General features: G+C 73.9%; 11 protein-coding genes. 9 read left to right on the forward strand and 2 right to left on the reverse strand.

The window, feature by feature from the left end; all coding sequences use genetic code 11:
* Window positions 1–781: 781 nt before the first annotated feature.
* Genes EF918_RS21135 through meaB form a run of 3 tightly spaced genes read left to right on the forward strand, consistent with a single transcriptional unit; the run spans window position 782 to window position 5854 of the window.
* Window positions 782–2662 carry a methylmalonyl-CoA mutase family protein gene (locus tag EF918_RS21135; RefSeq protein ID WP_125648896.1) on the forward strand — a complete coding sequence of 627 codons (1881 nt, stop codon included), beginning with the start codon at window positions 782–784 and terminating at the stop codon, window positions 2660–2662.
* Complete coding sequence (gene scpA / locus EF918_RS21140) at window positions 2659–4845, forward strand: methylmalonyl-CoA mutase (protein ID WP_125648899.1); 2187 nt, start codon at window positions 2659–2661, stop codon at window positions 4843–4845. Before EF918_RS21135 ends, scpA begins: the two co-directional genes overlap by 4 nt.
* Window positions 4846–4858: 13 nt before the next feature.
* On the forward strand, window positions 4859–5854 hold the full coding sequence (gene meaB, locus EF918_RS21145; RefSeq protein ID WP_125648902.1) for a methylmalonyl Co-A mutase-associated GTPase MeaB: 996 nt from the start codon (window positions 4859–4861) through the stop codon (window positions 5852–5854).
* 3 nt (window positions 5855–5857) lie between these two features.
* On the opposite strand, the gene EF918_RS21150 is transcribed toward meaB, so the two are convergent.
* Both EF918_RS21150 and EF918_RS21155 read right to left on the reverse strand, forming a co-directional pair.
* Window positions 5858–9040 carry an NACHT domain-containing NTPase gene (locus EF918_RS21150; RefSeq protein ID WP_125648905.1) on the reverse strand — a complete coding sequence of 1061 codons (3183 nt, stop codon included), beginning with the start codon at window positions 9038–9040 and terminating at the stop codon, window positions 5858–5860.
* A gap of 188 nt (window positions 9041–9228) precedes the next feature.
* Window positions 9229–10242 (reverse strand): asparaginase, encoded by a 1014-nt coding sequence (locus tag EF918_RS21155; protein WP_125648909.1) that lies wholly within the window; start codon window positions 10240–10242, stop codon window positions 9229–9231.
* Window positions 10243–10414: 172 nt separating this feature from the next.
* Between EF918_RS21155 and EF918_RS21160 the strand changes: the two genes are divergently transcribed.
* The 6 genes from EF918_RS21160 to EF918_RS21185 all read left to right on the forward strand — a co-directional run.
* On the forward strand, window positions 10415–10870 hold the full coding sequence (locus EF918_RS21160; RefSeq protein ID WP_125648912.1) for an Lrp/AsnC family transcriptional regulator: 456 nt from the start codon (window positions 10415–10417) through the stop codon (window positions 10868–10870).
* 75 nt (window positions 10871–10945) lie between these two features.
* Window positions 10946–12028, forward strand: a complete 1083-nt coding sequence (locus EF918_RS21165; protein ID WP_125648915.1) for a PP2C family protein-serine/threonine phosphatase — start codon at window positions 10946–10948, stop codon at window positions 12026–12028.
* A 274-nt stretch (window positions 12029–12302) separates the two neighbouring features.
* Window positions 12303–12956 carry a hypothetical protein gene (locus tag EF918_RS21170; RefSeq protein WP_260610447.1) on the forward strand — a complete coding sequence of 218 codons (654 nt, stop codon included), beginning with the start codon at window positions 12303–12305 and terminating at the stop codon, window positions 12954–12956.
* On the forward strand, window positions 12953–13615 hold the full coding sequence (locus tag EF918_RS21175) for a hypothetical protein (protein WP_125648918.1): 663 nt from the start codon (window positions 12953–12955) through the stop codon (window positions 13613–13615). The genes EF918_RS21170 and EF918_RS21175 overlap by 4 nt, the downstream gene beginning before the upstream one ends.
* A gap of 133 nt (window positions 13616–13748) precedes the next feature.
* Window positions 13749–14948 (forward strand): MAB_1171c family putative transporter, encoded by a 1200-nt coding sequence (locus EF918_RS21180; protein ID WP_125648921.1) that lies wholly within the window; start codon window positions 13749–13751, stop codon window positions 14946–14948.
* On the forward strand, window positions 14945–16227 hold a 1283-nt coding region (locus EF918_RS21185), incomplete at its 3' end, for an NAD(P)/FAD-dependent oxidoreductase (protein ID WP_125648924.1). The genes EF918_RS21180 and EF918_RS21185, both read left to right, overlap by 4 nt.

Here is a 16227-nt window from a genome sequence, read left to right on the forward strand (position 1 = left end):
CCGTACGGAGGTGGGTGGGGACGGGGGCGCGCGCAGCGGAGGCTGCGGGCACCGCGAGAGCCGGACGGCCGGCCTGCGGCCGGGGCTCAGGGCTCAGGGCTGATGGCCGGGGGTTGACGGCCGGGGGTTGACGGCCGGGGGCCGAGGATCGACGGCCGACGGCTGAGGGCCCGCGGTGGGCGGACCGACGGCTGACGGCGACCGGGGCCGCGGGTAGGCGGCTCGACGGCTGACGGCTGACGGCTGACGGCTGACGGCTGACGGCTGACGGTCGGCACCCGACGGCCGCGCGGTGCGCGGCCCGGTGGCTGACGGGCGGCGGCCGCGTCGCGGGCGGCCGGCGGTCGGTGCTCGGGGAAGAGGCCCGGGCCTCAGTGACAGGGCAGGGCCGGACAGGGGCGGCCCGGACAGCCCTGGGGCGCCGTGGGGGCGCCGGGGGTGTGGAGCCGCGGGGCGGTGTGCTCGGTCGCGGTCATGTCCCGGAGCGTGTCAGCGGGGAGTTGGCCGGTCAACACCCCTTCGAAGGCCCCCCGGAAGCCCCCGGACCGCCCTCGCATCGGCCGTGACCTGCGATTTCTCATGGTCGGCGCCCCGCCGACGGACTGGCTCGATTTCATAGGGCCGCAACGCCCTCGCCACGCGGCGACACGCCCGGCCGATTCCGGACGTCCACCCCCCTGACAGGCCCGTTTTCCCCGGATCCTGGCGGTCTGTCCTGGGAGGGCGAGATCACATCCAGGGGTTATGGTCTCAAGTGAGCGGCCCCCCTAAAGTTCGAGCCATGACGGTCCTGCCTGACGACGGGCTCTCTCTGGCCGCCGAGTTCCCTGACGCGACGCATGAGCAGTGGCAGCGCCTGGTTGAAGGCGTACTGCGCAAGTCGGGCAAGGACGTAACCGGCGAAGCCGCTGAGGACGCCCTGTCCACCGCGCTAGAGGACGGGCTCCGCACCCGCCCGCTGTACACCTCCTCCACCGGGACGGCCGACGGCCGTGGCGCCGGGCTCGACGGCTTCCCCGGGTTCGCGCCCTTCCTGCGCGCCGGCAAGGCCGAGGGCAACGCCGCCGGCGGCTGGGACGTACGCCAGCGCCTGGTCGGGCCCGATGCCGAGCGGGTGAACGAGGCCGCCCTCGGTGACCTGGAGAACGGCGTCACCTCGCTGTGGCTCACCGTCGGCGAGGCCGGCATCCCGGTGTCCGGGATGGCCCGTGCCCTCGACGGCGTCTACCTGGACCTGGCACCCGTCGCCCTCGACGCCGGCGCGGAATTCGCCGAGGCCGCGGCGGAATTGCTGCGGCTGTACGGCGAGCGGGGCATCGCCCCCGCGGCCGCGCACGGCAGCCTCGGCGCCGACCCGCTGGGCCACGAGGCCCGCACCGGCCGGGCCCTGGACCTCGACGCCGCCGTCGCCCTGGCCCGGTGTACCGCCGACGGCTGGCCGCACCTGCGCGCCCTGACCGTCGACGCCCTGCCGTACCACGAGGCCGGCGGCTCGGCCGCCCAGGAACTGGGCCTGGCGCTCGCGACCGGGGTCGCCTACCTGCGCGCGCTGACCGACGGCGACGACGGCCTGTCCGTCGAAGCCGCCCTCGGGCAGCTGGAGTTCCGCTACGCCGCCACCGCCGACCAGTTCCTCACCATCGCCAAGCTGCGTGCCGCGCGCCGGCTGTGGGCCCGGGTCGCCGAGGCCTGCGGGGCGCCCGCGGCGGGCGCGCAGCGCCAGCACGCGGTGACCTCGCCGGTGATGATGACCCGTCGCGACCCGTGGGTGAACATGCTGCGCACCACCGTGGCGTGCATGGCCGCCGGGGTCGGTGGCGCCGACGCGGTGACCGTGCTGCCGTTCGACCACGAGCTGGGGCTGCCCGACGCGTTCGCCCGCCGGATCGCCCGCAACACCTCCACCATCCTGCTGGAGGAGTCGCACCTGGCCCGGGTGATCGACCCGGCCGGCGGCTCCTGGTACGTCGAGCAACTCACGGACGAACTCGCCCATGCCGCCTGGGAGTTCTTCCGGACGGTCGAGAAGGAGGGCGGCCTGCCCGCCACCCTGCGCTCCGGGCTGGTCGCCGACCGGCTGGCGGCCACCTGGGCCGCGCGCAGCGCGAAGCTGGCCACGCGCCGGGAGCCGATCACCGGGGTCAGCGAGTTCCCGCTGCTGTCCGAGAAGCCGGTCGAGCGCGCGCCCGCGCCCGCCCCCCTGTCCGGCGGACTGCCGCGGGTGCGGCGCGACGAGGCGTACGAGGCGCTGCGCGCCCGTTCCGACGCGCACCTGGCGGCGACCGGCTCGCGGCCGAAGATCTTCCTGGCGGCGCTCGGCAGCGCCGCCGCGCACACCGCCCGCGCCACCTTCACCGCGAACCTCTTCCAGGCCGGCGGCATCGAGCCCGTCCACGAGCCGGTGTCCGTGGACGCGGCCACGGCCGGGGAGGCGTTCGCCGCCAGCGGGGCGACCATGGCGGTGCTGTGCTCCAGCGACACGCTGTACGAGGAGCAGGCCGAAGGCGTCGCCGCGGCACTGCGCGCCGCGGGCGCGCAGGTGCTGTTCCTCGCGGGCCGGCCCGGGACCGCCGCGCCGGCCGTGGACGAGTACGTCTTCGCCGGGTGCGACGCCGTGGCCGTGCTGACGTCCGTACTCGACCGGATGGGAGTGGCACGTTGAGCATCCCCGACTTCTCCGAGGTGGCGCTCGGCGCCGGCGGCGCGGCCGCCGGGACCGAGGACCAGTGGCGGGCGGCCGTCAAGGAGTCCACCGGCACCGCCGCCGGGGACCTGCTGTGGGAGACCCCCGAGGGCATCGGGGTCAAGCCGCTGTACACCGGGCAGGACCTGGAGGGCCTGGACTTCCTGGGGACGTACCCGGGGGTGGCCCCGTACCTGCGCGGGCCGTACCCGACGATGTACGTCAACCAGCCCTGGACGATCCGGCAGTACGCCGGTTTCTCCACGGCCGAGGAGTCCAACGCCTTCTACCGGCGCAACCTCGCGGCCGGCCAGAAGGGCCTGTCGGTCGCCTTCGACCTGCCCACGCACCGCGGCTACGACAGCGACCACCCGCGGGTGACCGGTGACGTCGGCATGGCGGGCGTGGCGATCGACTCGATCTACGACATGCGCCAGCTCTTCGACGGCATCCCGCTGGACCGGATGACGGTGTCGATGACGATGAACGGCGCCGTGCTGCCCGTCCTCGCGCTGTACATCGTGGCGGCGGAGGAGCAGGGCGTACCGCCCGAGAAGTTGGCCGGGACCATCCAGAACGACATCCTCAAGGAGTTCATGGTCCGCAACACCTACATCTATCCGCCCAAGCCTTCGATGCGGATCATCTCCGACATCTTCGCGTTCACCTCGCAGAAGATGCCGCGCTACAACTCCATCTCGATCTCCGGGTACCACATCCAGGAGGCGGGGGCCACGGCCGACCTGGAGCTGGCGTACACCCTCGCCGACGGTGTGGAGTACCTGCGGGCGGGGCAGGAAGCGGGTCTGGACGTGGACGCGTTCGCACCGCGGCTGTCCTTCTTCTGGGCGATCGGCATGAACTTCTTCATGGAGGTCGCCAAGCTGCGCGCGGCTCGCCTGCTGTGGGCGAAGCTGGTCAAGCAGTTCGACCCGAAGAACACCAAGTCGCTGTCGCTGCGCACCCATTCGCAGACCTCGGGCTGGTCGCTGACCGCGCAGGACGTCTTCAACAACGTCACGCGCACCTGTATCGAGGCGATGGCCGCGACCCAGGGCCACACCCAGTCGCTGCACACCAACGCCCTCGACGAGGCGCTGGCCCTGCCCACGGACTTCTCCGCGCGCATCGCCCGCAACACCCAGCTGCTGCTCCAGCAGGAGTCGGGCACCTGCCGTTCGATCGACCCGTGGGGCGGCAGTGCGTACGTCGAGAAGCTGACGTACGACCTGGCGCGCCGGGCCTGGCAGCACATCCAGGAGGTCGAGGCGGCCGGCGGCATGGCGCAGGCCATCGACGCGGGCATCCCGAAGCTGCGCGTGGAGGAGGCCGCGGCCCGTACCCAGGCCCGGATCGACTCCGGCCGGCAGCCGGTGATCGGCGTCAACAAGTACCGCGTCGAGAACGACGAGCAGATCGAGGTCCTCAAGGTCGACAACTCCTCGGTGCGCGCCCAGCAGATCGCCAAGCTGCGCCGGCTGCGCGAGGAGCGCGACGAGGCCGTCACCCAGGACGCGCTGCGCGCCCTGACGCACGCGGCCGACCGCGGGGACGGCAACCTGCTGGCCCTGGCGGTGGACGCGGCCCGGGCCAAGGCCACGGTGGGTGAGATCTCGGACGCCCTGGAGAAGGTGTACGGCCGGCACGCCAGCCAGATCCGTACGATCTCCGGTGTGTACCGCAACGAGGCAGGGGAGTCCCCGTCGGTGGAGCGCACGCGCGCCCTGGTCGACCGGTTCGAGGAGGCGGAGGGCCGTCGTCCGCGCATCCTGGTCGCCAAGATGGGCCAGGACGGCCACGACCGCGGCCAGAAGGTGATCGCCACGGCCTTCGCCGACCTGGGCTTCGACGTGGACGTCGGCCCGCTGTTCCAGACCCCGGCGGAGGTGGCGCGCCAGGCCGTCGAGGCGGACGTCCACGTGGTGGGCGTGTCGTCGCTGGCGGCCGGCCACCTGACCCTCGTCCCGGCGCTGCGCGAGCAGCTCGCGGAGGAGGGGCGCGAGGACATCATGATCGTGGTGGGCGGGGTCATCCCGCCGGCGGACGTGCCGACCCTGCTGGAGATGGGGGCGACCGCCGTCTTCCCGCCCGGCACGGTGATCCCCGACGCGGCCCACGACCTGGTGACGCGGCTGGCCGCGGACCTGGGCCACGAGCTGTAGGCGGCTGCCGGGGATGCCTGCCAAGATCGACATCGATGCGTACGTGAAGGGTGTCCTCGACGGGAAGCGCGCGCAGATCGCGCGCGCGATCACCCTGGTCGAGTCCACCCGCGCCGATCACCGCGCGCTGGCGCAGCGGCTGCTGACGCAGCTCCTGCCGTACGCGGGCAAGGCCCGGCGGATCGGGATCAGCGGGGTGCCGGGCGTGGGGAAGTCCACGTTCATCGACGCCTTCGGCACCCTGCTGACGGGCCGGGGCCACCGGGTGGCGGTCCTGGCCGTGGACCCGTCCTCGACCCGTACGGGCGGTTCCATCCTGGGCGACAAGACGCGCATGGAACGGCTCGCGGTGGACCCCGCGGCCTTCGTCCGCCCCTCCCCCTCGGCGGGGACGCTGGGCGGGGTGGCCAAGGCGACCCGCGAGTCGATGATCGTGATGGAGGCGGCGGGTTACGACGTCGTCCTGGTGGAGACGGTCGGCGTCGGCCAGTCGGAGACCACGGTCGCCGGCATGGTGGACTCCTTCCTGCTGCTGTCCCTGGCGCGTACGGGCGACCAGCTCCAGGGCATCAAGAAGGGCGTCCTGGAACTGGCGGACGTCCTCGCCGTCAACAAGGCCGACGGCCCGCACGAACGCGACGCGAAGGCGGCGGCCCGCGAACTGGCGGGCGCCCTGCGCCTGATGCACCCGGCCGACGCGGCCTGGACCCCACCGGTCCTGACGTGCAGCGCCCGGGAGTCGACGGGCCTGGACGAGCTCTGGGACCGCCTGGAGGCCCACCGGGCCCTCCTGTCGGGCACCGGCCGGCTGGCCGCGAAGCGGGCGGCGCAGCAGGTGGAGTGGACCTGGTCGATGGTCCGTGACGAGCTGCTGGAACGGCTCCACTCCCACGCCGGGGTCCGGGCGGTGGCCCCGGACCTGGAGGCGGCGGTGCGGGAGGGCCGGCTGACGGCGACGTCGGCGGCGGACCGCATCCTGGAGGCGTTCGGGGACGGCGGCCGGGCCTGAGGGTCAGAGCGTGATCAGGCGCACCCGCTCGGGGAGGGTGCCGGCGTTGCGGACCTGGGCCGCCGGCACCGGCAGGATGACGGCCTGGAGGTGCGGCAGCCCGGCCAGGGGTGCGACGTCGAGATCAGCGCCCACGGTGCGCAGGTCCGTGGTCACGTGCACGATCTGCACCCGGGGACAGGCGCGCGGCACACGATCGACGAGGGTCTGAAGGTCGGACGATCCGCCGTCGCGGCACCGGAGGCGTGAGACCGAGGGGAGCACCACCCCCTCGGGCACGCTCTCGAAGAATTCCGCCGCCAGGCCCAGGTTCATCAGCACCGGCAGCTCACCGATGCGGCGCCAGGCCTCGGCCGAGGGAGGTGCGAAGCTGCCGCTCAGCTGGAGGTCTTCGAGGCTGCCGGGCAGCGCGTCGAAGTCCCAGTGCGCGCCGGGGGGCAGGTCGAGCGTGAGGAAGCGCAGCTTCGGCAACGCGGCGACCCGGAATCTCCCTACGTCGACCGGCGTCGCGGCGATCGTCAGGCCTTCGAGCGGAAGGCCGCTGAGCGCGGACACGTCGGCGAGCGCCGTGCACCCGCTGAGCACCAGACCGGACATGCTGGTCTGCCCGGCCAGGAAGGACAGGTCCGTGACCGGCGAGCGGGACAGCCTGAGTTCGTCCAGCCCGGTCCGGGCGGCGTAGGCGGCCACGGCCTCGGGCGGCACGTCGCCCCGCACGTCCAGCCGAGTGGGCCGGGGTTCGAGCCGGCTCAGGAGGTCCAGCTGCTCGGCGGACCGGGCGGTGTACCGCAGGCCTTCGCCGGGGTCCACCCGGGCGATCACCTCGTGACCGTAGACGGCGCAGTCGAACCTCGACCACGCCCAGACGAGCTGGGAGCGGACGGCGAGGGACGGGTGCCCCGCCAGCCGGGCCAGGTACGGGACGGCAGCGTCCGACGTGACGTTCGAGGCGGTGATCGCCAGGTCGCGCACGGTGCTGTCGGGCAAGCCCTCGGGCTCCGGGAGCAACCCCAGGACCAGCGGCCCGACCTGCGCCAGGGCGTGCGCCTCCTCCTCGTTCGTGGGAGGGATGAGGCGGGCCGTCCGCTCCTGCACCGCCTCCCGGACGGCGGGGTCGAGCACGGTCGCCTGCTCCAGGCACGCGGCGGCCAGCAGATGGACGCGGGCCCGGGAGCGGCGGTCCGATCCTGCGGCCCGGTCCCCGGCGGCGATCAGCCCGCGCAGGATCTCGGCGCGTTCGCGTGGCTTGGCGAGGGCGACCGCCATGCGGATGACGTCCTCCCACTGGTCGTTGCCGGCCCGGTCGACCAGAAGTCCGAAGTCGCCCTCCTCCACGACCGCGCGGGCGCCGAGGAAGTCCTGGAAGGTCTTGTGCACGAAGTGCACGGTGTCCGGGGCCGGTTCGCGGAGCAGGCCGCTGCGCAGCAGGAAATGGTCGAAGACGGCCGCGGCGTCGCCGAGGGCGGCCAGCTCGGGGACGGCGGGCAGGGCCCGCCCGATGATGTCCTCGGCCCTCGAACGGTCCATCTCCGTACGGCCGTTCTTGATCAGCCAGTAGGCCAGCCGTTGCAGCACGTCCAGTTGGGCGTCCTCGCCGAGCTCGGGGACCTCGATGTCCCGCTCCCGGTCCCGGCGGCTGAGCAGCATCGACAGCCCGGCCTCGTAGAGGTCCTTGCGGCCGTGCGGCAGGTAGCCGCGCCGGTCGCGGTGCAGGGCGCAGATCAGGCCGCACATCAGCGGGTTGGTGGCCAGCCGGCCCAGGTCCGGCTTGGTGCGCACGGCGGCCAGCAGCTGCTCCTCGTACGCGTCGAGCTCGGCCGGGTCCTCGGCGTCCGGCCGGGCGGCGGCGTGCCAGCGCCGGACGAACGTGGCGACCTCGGCGGTCCCCATGGCGGACAGGGTGAGCTCGCCGAACCCGTCCTCGGCCAGCCAGCGCTCGCCCACGGCGGACGGCCGGGAGGTGACCAGCCAGCGGTTGTCGCCGCCGTAGGTGTCCATGAGGTCCCGCAGCCAGCGGCGGGTCCGCTCGCGTTCGCGCTCGGGGACCTCGTCGATGCCGTCGACCAGCACCAGGCCGCGGCCGGCCGCGAGGACGCGCTGTTCCCACCCGGTGGGCTGGGAGCCGGCCAGCGGGCAGTCCACGGCGGCCAGGAAGTCCTTGGGCGCGGGGAGCCGGTCGCCGTTGCGGGTCACCGTCCGCAGGGGCAGCACGAACGGGATCCGGTCCCGCAGGTGGGCCATCGCGGGCGGGGGGTCCTGGTCGGCGGCGCTGACCGCCAGCCACTGCACCAGCGTGGACTTGCCCGAACCGGCCTCGCCGCGCAGCAGGACCCGGCAGTTCCTGGCCAGGACCTGGTCGGCCGGCTGGGGGGCCTGGGGCGCACCGAACGTCGAGGCGGGGTGGTGGAGTTCCGCTTCGGACGGCACCTGGTCGAAGGCGAGGGCGAGCGGGCCCCGCTCCCTGGTGGCGGCGGAGGTCGCCTCCAGGCTGAGGTAGGCCACGTCCAGCGGCCACCGCGACGGCGATCGGTCGAGGTCGATCCCGTAGATCGTCAGCCGGCCGTGCTTCTTCGTCACGTACCGCAGGTACTCCTGCTCGAATCCGGTGTCCTCGGCGCCCGGCAGCGGCCGGCGCCGGATCAGCTCGTCCACCTTGGCGGTCAACTCGGCCGTCGCCCGGGTCTGTTCGACCAGGGTGTGCGCGACGAACGTGGACCGCTGGGTGAAGAAGTGCAGGATGTGCAGGCAGGCCGCGTCGAGCAGCCGCTCGTAGAAGTACGCGGCGTCGGCGCCGAGTTCGCGGGCCGGGTCGGGGCCGGCGGCACGGCGCAGGGCGCGGGCGAAGTCCGGCGCGCCGAGCCGGACCGCGTCCAGGTCGGTGATCCGCAGCTCGCCCAGCGCGCACAGGGTGGCGGCGAGGGCGTCCACGACCGCCTGCTCCTCGTCCGCGGCGACCGGCCGCTCGCCGGCCGTGCGCAGGGCGTGCTGGACGATCCTGCCCGCGAGGCGGCGCACGTCGGCCGGGGTCAGGCTGCGCTTCTCGCCCCGGAAGGAGACGTACCCCGAGATCCGGATCGGCTTGTCGACGACCCCGGCACCCGGCCCCTCGCCGAGGACGAAGAGCTTGCGCACGAGCGGGCCGAGCACGCTCGACGCCAGCCGCATGCCGACGGTCCCCGGATCCATGTACGCGCCCCCCCCTGAGCTCGGGCCGATGCCTCGGGGCCGATGCCTCGGAACGACGCCCGGGGCCGTTGCCCGGGGTCGATCCTATGCCGAGGGGGCGTCAACACCGTCCGGTACTCCGCCACTTCCCCGCGGCGGCCCGCGGCGGGCCCGGCGAGGGCCCGGCGAGGGCCCGGCGCGCGCCCGGTCTACGCGTCGACCAGCGGTCTCGGCGCCTCGGCCGCCGTGTCGCCGAGCACCGCCCCCAGGACCTGCTCGCGCCGACCGCGGTCGTCGGAGGCGAGCAGGGCGGCCAGGACGGCGGCGCGGGCCTGTCCGGCGCGGAGGGTGCCGGTCGGGACGGCGCCGGCGGCGACCAGGTCGACGGCCCCGCCCTGGGTGTAGATCTCGGTGACCGGGCCGGCCGGCACGCGGGTGGTGAGCGCGACCAGCACACCGCGCGCGGTGGCCTCGGCGACGGCCTCCACGAACTCCGGCGTGGCGTTGCCGGCCCCGGTGGCGACCAGCACGACCCCGCGCGCGCCGGCCTCGACCGCCGCGCGGAAGAGCAGCGGGTCGGCGTCCACGTGGTGCATGACCATGTCCACCCGCGGCGGCACCTGCGGGAGGTCGGGCAGCGCGAGCGGCTCCGGCCGCTGCGGCTGCCGCAGCACGGTCACCTTGCCGAAGCCGACCTTGCCGACCCACTCCCCCGACGGGTCGGCGAAGGCGTCGTGGGCCACGGTCTGGGTCTTGACGGTGCCGCGCGCGGCGTGGACGCGGCCGGCGAAGGCCACGAGCACGCCGAGGCCGCGGGTGGTGGCGGCGGTCAGCAGGGCGTCGTAGAGGTTGCCGGGGCCGTCGCCGCCCTCGGTGCCCATGGGGAGCTGCGCACCGGTGAAGACGACCGTGCGCGGGTCGTGGTGGTGGAGGTCGACGAGGAAGGCCGACTCCTCCAGGGTGTCGGTGCCGTGGGTGACGACGATCCCGTCGACCCCGGGGTCGGCGAGGACCTCGTGGACGGTGCGCAGCAGGGTGAGCTGGTGGGCGGTGGTCAGCCGGGGGCTGTTGACGCTGAAGAGGTCGACCACCTCGACGGTGACGCCCTCGGGCAGCGGCGCGGTGGCCATGACCTCGCGGCCGTCCGCGTCGGCGGCGAAACCTGAACCCTGCCAGCGGCTGGCTATCGTGCCGCCGGTGCTGATGACGACGATCCGTCCCACGGCCCGCCCTTCCCCTGAATCATGGACATCGAGTACGTCGAGTCCTCGATGCGCTCGACGCACTTCCCGCATCGAATGTCTGTACGCAACCAGCAATCATAGAAAGATCTACGCGCAAGAGGATTGCGTTTTCGGTCTGAGGTCCCCCGAATGCGTGGGGGATAATTGCGCAATGGATTCGATCGACCGCGCAATCTTGCGTGAGCTCCAGAAGGACGGCCGGCTGAGCAACCAGGAGCTCGCCGCCCGCGTCGGACTGACCCCTTCCCCTTGTATGCGCCGGGTCCGCCAGCTGGAGGAGGAGGGGGTGATCCAGGGCTACCGCGCGGTGATCGACCCCGAGGCGGTGGGCCGTGGCTTCGAGGTGCTGGTCTCGGTGGAGGTCCGGCGCGACCGGGAGGCGGTGGAGGCGTTCGAGGCGGCGCTCCAGGACATCCCCGACGTGATCGAGGCGTACCGCCTCTTCGGCAGCCCGGGCTGCCTCCTGCGGATCGCGGTGGCGGACCTGCGTGCGTACGAACGGCTGTGGATCGAGCAGCTGACGGCGCTCTCGGGCGTCACGGAGGTCAATTCCCAGATCATCATGAAGCGCATCAAGGAGCCGACGGGCCTGCCGGTGGACCGCTGAGCGGGCGTCGCCCGACCGGGGGCGGGCCCGCGTCGCCGCTGCGCGGGAAGCAGAACCGGGGTGTATCCAGGAGTCATGAACCACGGGCGCCGGGAACCGCGCAAGGCACTGCTGGTGGTTCCGTTCGGCTTGATCGCCCTGGTCACGGTGGTCGACGTGCTGGCGCCCCCCTACGTGCACCTCGGCCCGTTCCTCGCGGTCGCCCCCGCCATCACGGCCTCGTTCGCCGGCCCCCGGACCACGGGCCTGGTCGGCGCCGTGGCCGTCCTCGCCCAGGCCGTGGTGGCCGCGAGCCGGACCACCCTCACGGACCTGAACCACACCCTCCAGCTCACCGCGCTGATCATGGTCTCGGTCTTCGTGACCCTGTTCGCCCATCTGCGCGAGGTCCACGAGGAGCAGCTCAGCCGGCTGCGGTCGGTGGCCGAGGCCGCGCAACAGGTGGTGCTCCGCCCGCTGCGGGACCGGATGGGCCCGCTCCACCTCGCCTCGGTCTATCTGGCGGCGGAGGCCGAGGCGCAGATCGGCGGCGATCTCTACGCCGCCGCCCGGACGGCCCACGGCACCCGGCTGATCATCGGCGACGTCCGCGGCAAGGGCCTGGAGGCGGTCGGCGACGCCGCCCTGGTCCTCGGCGCGTTCCGGGCCGCCGCCCACCAGGAGTCGGACCTGCCGAGCCTGGTCGCCTACCTGGAGGGCGCCGTCGACCCGGACCCGGACGGCTCGGACGACCACGCCCGGGTCGGCGAGAGCTTCACCACCGCGGCGGTCCTGGACATCCCCGACGGCGAGATGACCCTCGAGGTCATCAGCTGCGGCCATCCCCCGCCGCTGCTGCTGCGCGACGGCCGGGTGATCCCGCTCCAGGTGGACCACCCGGCCCCACCCCTGGGCCTGTCGGACTTCGTCCCGTCCGGCCTGTCGGCCCAGACCTTCCCGTTCGAGCCGGGCGACACGGTGCTCCTCTACACCGACGGCGTGATCGAGGCCCGCGACCGCGCCGGCACCTTCTACCCGCTGCCGGACCGCATCCGGACCTGGTCCGCCCAGGACCCCCACACCCTCCTGCGCACCCTCTGCCAGGACCTGCTGGCCCACACGCCGTCGGGCCGGCTGGTGGACGACGCGGCGCTCGTGGCGATCGAGCGGCTCGCGTGAACGTGGACAGCGCGTCACCACGGTCAACGATCCTTTATCCCGGAGGAATTGATCGTTGACTCCCGAGCCGCGGTACGTCACCATCGAGAGGTGCTGGCCCGGACGCCCGAGGCCGGGCAGGAGGCCGCACGGGGGTGGGCCTCCGCCCGGGCCCCGGGCCGGACGCGTCAGCGATCGAAGAATGGCCGCAAGCGATCGTTGAGGCGAGAAGGCTTGCGGGCTACGCTGACTGCGCACGACAGCCCCGATCCCCTGCGGCCTTGGGAGTGACCAGGTGGGCCCCACCCCGTCCCTGCCGGAGACGCTCAAGCGCCTCGACGTACTCGTCCAGGAGCGGAAGATGCGGCGTTCGGACCTGCTGGATCCGAAGGAACTGGCGGCCAGGACCGCGCTGCCCGAGGCCACGGTCCGTACGCTCCTCCACGGCGGCGCACCGCCGGCCGACACGGTCAACGACCGCGTCCGCGCCCGTATCAGCACGCTGGCGGACGCCTATCTCGCGCGCACCGGCGTGCGCATGTCGGAGCTCGCCAACCGGATCTCCCGGCAGTTGGGCGTCTCCGCGTTCTGGGCCCGCCAGGTGTGCAGCGGCGAGAAGGTGCCCAGTGTCGAACTCCTGCACGGCCTGGTGGACTTCTTCGGGGTCGAGGGCGGCGAAGCCTTCTTCACCGTCCCCGCCGACGAGGCCCTCCACCGCGCCCTGCTGCCCGTCCTCGCCTCGCTCCAGCCCGGCCCGGACGGGCCGGAGTCCGACCCCGACCCGCTGGCCGCCGTACTGGCGCGGCACGGCGACGTCCGCGGTATCGCCCTGCGCCGGGCCCGCGACCTGCCGGAGGAACGCTGGCACGTGCTCAGCGCCACCTTGAACGCCCTGCTGGAACTCGACGCGCACGAGGCAGAGCACGGGACGCAGGAGGCGGCGCCATGAGGACCGGGCCGAGGGCGATGCGCAAGCTCAGCACCCGGATCGTCCGGGACCTGCCGCCGCAGGCCGCCGAGGACCAGCTCATCCCGTCCATCGGCGAGGTCCTCGGGCGGTTGAGGGGACGACCCGTACGCCTGCGCGAAGCAACGTTCCCGCCGTCGACCGCCAGCGGGCTCTGGGTCGACCGCGCGAGCCACGACCTGATCGTCTACGAGGGGAACACCGACCCCGAGCACCAGCTCGTGATCATCGGGCATGAGGCGTGGCACATGTTCCAGGGCCACGGTCACCACGGTCTCGGCCACGATCCCGTGGCGTCCCGCTCGGCGGGGGCGTCCCGCAGCGCGGGGCCGTCGCGTACCGCGGAGGCGTCCCGTAGCGCCGGGCACGCGGCGGCGGAGGCGCTGGCGGCGTTCGTGGCCGAGGTCTCCGCGGCCGACAGCAGCGAACTTCCCGCCGAGGGACGCACCGACATCGCGATCCACCTCGCCTCGCGGGCCGACACCCACGAGGCGCGTGAGGAGATCGAGGCCGAGCACTTCGGCATCCGGTTCGCGACCGATGTGAAGGCCGCCCTCCGGGGAGCCGGCCGGGCCTCCGACCCACGGCAGGTGGCCGGCCGCATCCAGCACTCCATGGCCCACCGCTTCCCGCGGCCCTGACCGCAGCCCGCGGCCACCCGGCCGGGCGCGGACCCCCGTCGCGCCCCGGCCACCCGGCGGCCGGGGCACCCGCCCGAGGCACCCGCCCCAGCCACCCAGCACCCCAGCCCGCCCACCGAGGAGAAGCAGCACGTTGGCGTCCGGAACCAGCAGTCTCAGCTTCTACCTCTGCGGGGCCATGCTCCTGCTGGTCTGCGCCCTCAAGATCCCCGCCCTGCTGCGCAGGCGGCACGACATGCTGCTCCGCTCGGCCTGTCTGCTCCTCTTCGTCGGCGCCTGCCTGATGATCTTCGCCGCGCCCGATTCCATCGTCGCGCTCAACCGGATCTCCGGAACGCCCAACTTCGCCGCCCCCGTGGTCTACGCGACGATGACCGCCTTCGCCGGCGCCAGCCTGCTGCTGATCATCAACTGGCGGCCCGGCCCGCCGGGCCAGACCCGGCGCCTGTCCCGCCTGTGCGTGACCGGCTACAGCCTGGCCATCGCCGCCGTCGTCGGACTCTTCTGGGCCGGGGACGCCCCCGTGGAGCAACGGACGCTGTTCGACGCCTACTACGCCAACACCCCCTGCATCCGCGAGATGATCGTCACCTACCTGGTCGCCCAGGCCGTGGCCATGGTCGCCGCGAGCGTGCTGTGCTGGCGGTGGTCCGGGGAGGTCCGCGGATCCCTGCGCGCGGGGCTGCGCATCCTCGCCCCCGCCTACCTGATCAACGTGGTCTACGACGTCATGCGCCTGGTCGCGGTGGTCGCCCGGTGGACGGGCCACGACCTGGACTTCCTGGTCGACCAGGTCTCCCCGCTGCTCGCCGCCCCCACCTCGGTCCTCGGCGCCGTCGGCTTCGCCGTCCCGCTGGTGGGACCGCGCGTGGCCCTGACCGTACGCGCCGTGCGCGAGCTCCGGCTGCTGGCGCCGCTGTGGCGCAGCCTGAGCCAGGTGCCCACGCCGAGCGCCGTCCGCCACGCCCTGCCCTGGTGGCGCACGCCGCCGACCGTGCTCCTGACCGGGCGGAAGACCGCCCTCTACGACGCCGTCCTCACGCTCGCCCCGTACTACGACCCCGCCGTCCGCGGGACGGCGTACCGCGCAGCACTGCGGGACGGTCTCGACGAGGCCGCCGCCGCGTCCCGGGCCGACGCCCTCATGATCCTCGTCGCCCGCGACCGGCAGCGCACCGGACCCGAGCGGCTGGAGCCGGTGCACGGCGCGCCGGCCCCGGCGCTGCGCGGGCGCGACCTGATCCCCCTGTCCCGGGCCGTCGCCTCGGTGACGGACCACGACCTCCGCGCGTACGCGGCGCCCGTGCCGACAGCAGAAAGCAGCCCGTCATGAGAGAAGCCACGAGCTGGGCCCCCCGGCACGTCGTCGTCGTCGGGGGCAGCATCGCCGGCATGCTCGCGGCGGCCGCCGTCAAGGACCACGTCGACTCGGTCGAGGTCGTCGAGGCCGACGAGCTGCCCGACGGGCCGCTCCCGCGGACCGGAGTCCCCCAGGCGGCGCACATCCACTGGCTTCAGGGCGGCGGGGCGACAGCGATCGACACCCTCCTGCCCGGCACCCTCGACCGTCTGACAGCGGCGGGCGCCCACCGCATTCCGGTGACCACCGACATGGTCATCCACTCCCCCGAGGGCTGGTACCGCCGCTGGCAGCACGCCACCCATTTCGTGATCACCGCCAGCCGGAACCTGACCGACTCCGTGGTCCGCCGCGCGGTGCTCGCCGACCCCCGGGTCCGGGTCCGTACGCGCTCCAGGGCGGTCGGCCTGACCGGCGACGCCCGGACGGTCACGGGGCTGAGGGTGCGCGACGCCGACGGCACGGAACGCCTGCTCCCCGCCGACCTCGTCGTCGACGCCTCCGGCCGGTCCTCCCGCCTGCCCCAGTGGCTCGGCGACCTCGGGGTGACCGGCCTCACCGAGGAGCGCATCGACTCCGGCCTGGCCTACGCCAGCCGCCTCTACCGGGCCCCGTTCCCCACCCGCGGCTGGCCGGTCGTCGGGGTGCAGGCCGACCCGCGCCTGGCCCGCCCCGCCTCCGCCGGCGGCATCCTGCCGATCGAGGACGACCTCTGGCACGCCAGCCTGATGGGCGGGCCCGGCGCCCGGCCCACCGCGGACGCGGACGCCTTCGAACCCTTCGCCCGGACCCTGCGCCACCCCGTCCTGGCCGACCTCCTCGCCCACGCCGAACCCGTCACCGAGGTCAGCGTCACCCACAGCACGGCCAACCGCCGCCACTACTACGAACGCCTGCGCCGGTGGCCCGAGGGCCTGGTGGCCCTCGGCGACTCGGTCGCCACCTTCAACCCGGTCTACGCCCAAGGCATGTCGGTGGCCGCCCTGAGCGCGCAGGCCCTGCGCGACACCCTCGCCGCCCGCCCGGCCCCCGGCCTGGCCCGGCGCGCCCAGCGCGCCATCGCCCGCCCCGCGGACGCCGCCTGGACCCTGGCGGTGGGCCAGGACATCCACTTCCCCTCGACCCGGGGCAAACACCCGACCCCGGCCGACCGCCTCCTCAGCCGCTACGTCAGCCGCCTCTCCCGCACCGCGACCGGCTCCTTCCACGCCGCCACGGCCCTGACGGACGTCCTCTCCCTCCAGTCCCACCC

This window comes from Streptomyces sp. WAC06614 (genome assembly GCF_003949795.1).
Taxonomy (GTDB): Bacteria; Actinomycetota; Actinomycetes; order Streptomycetales; family Streptomycetaceae; genus Streptomyces.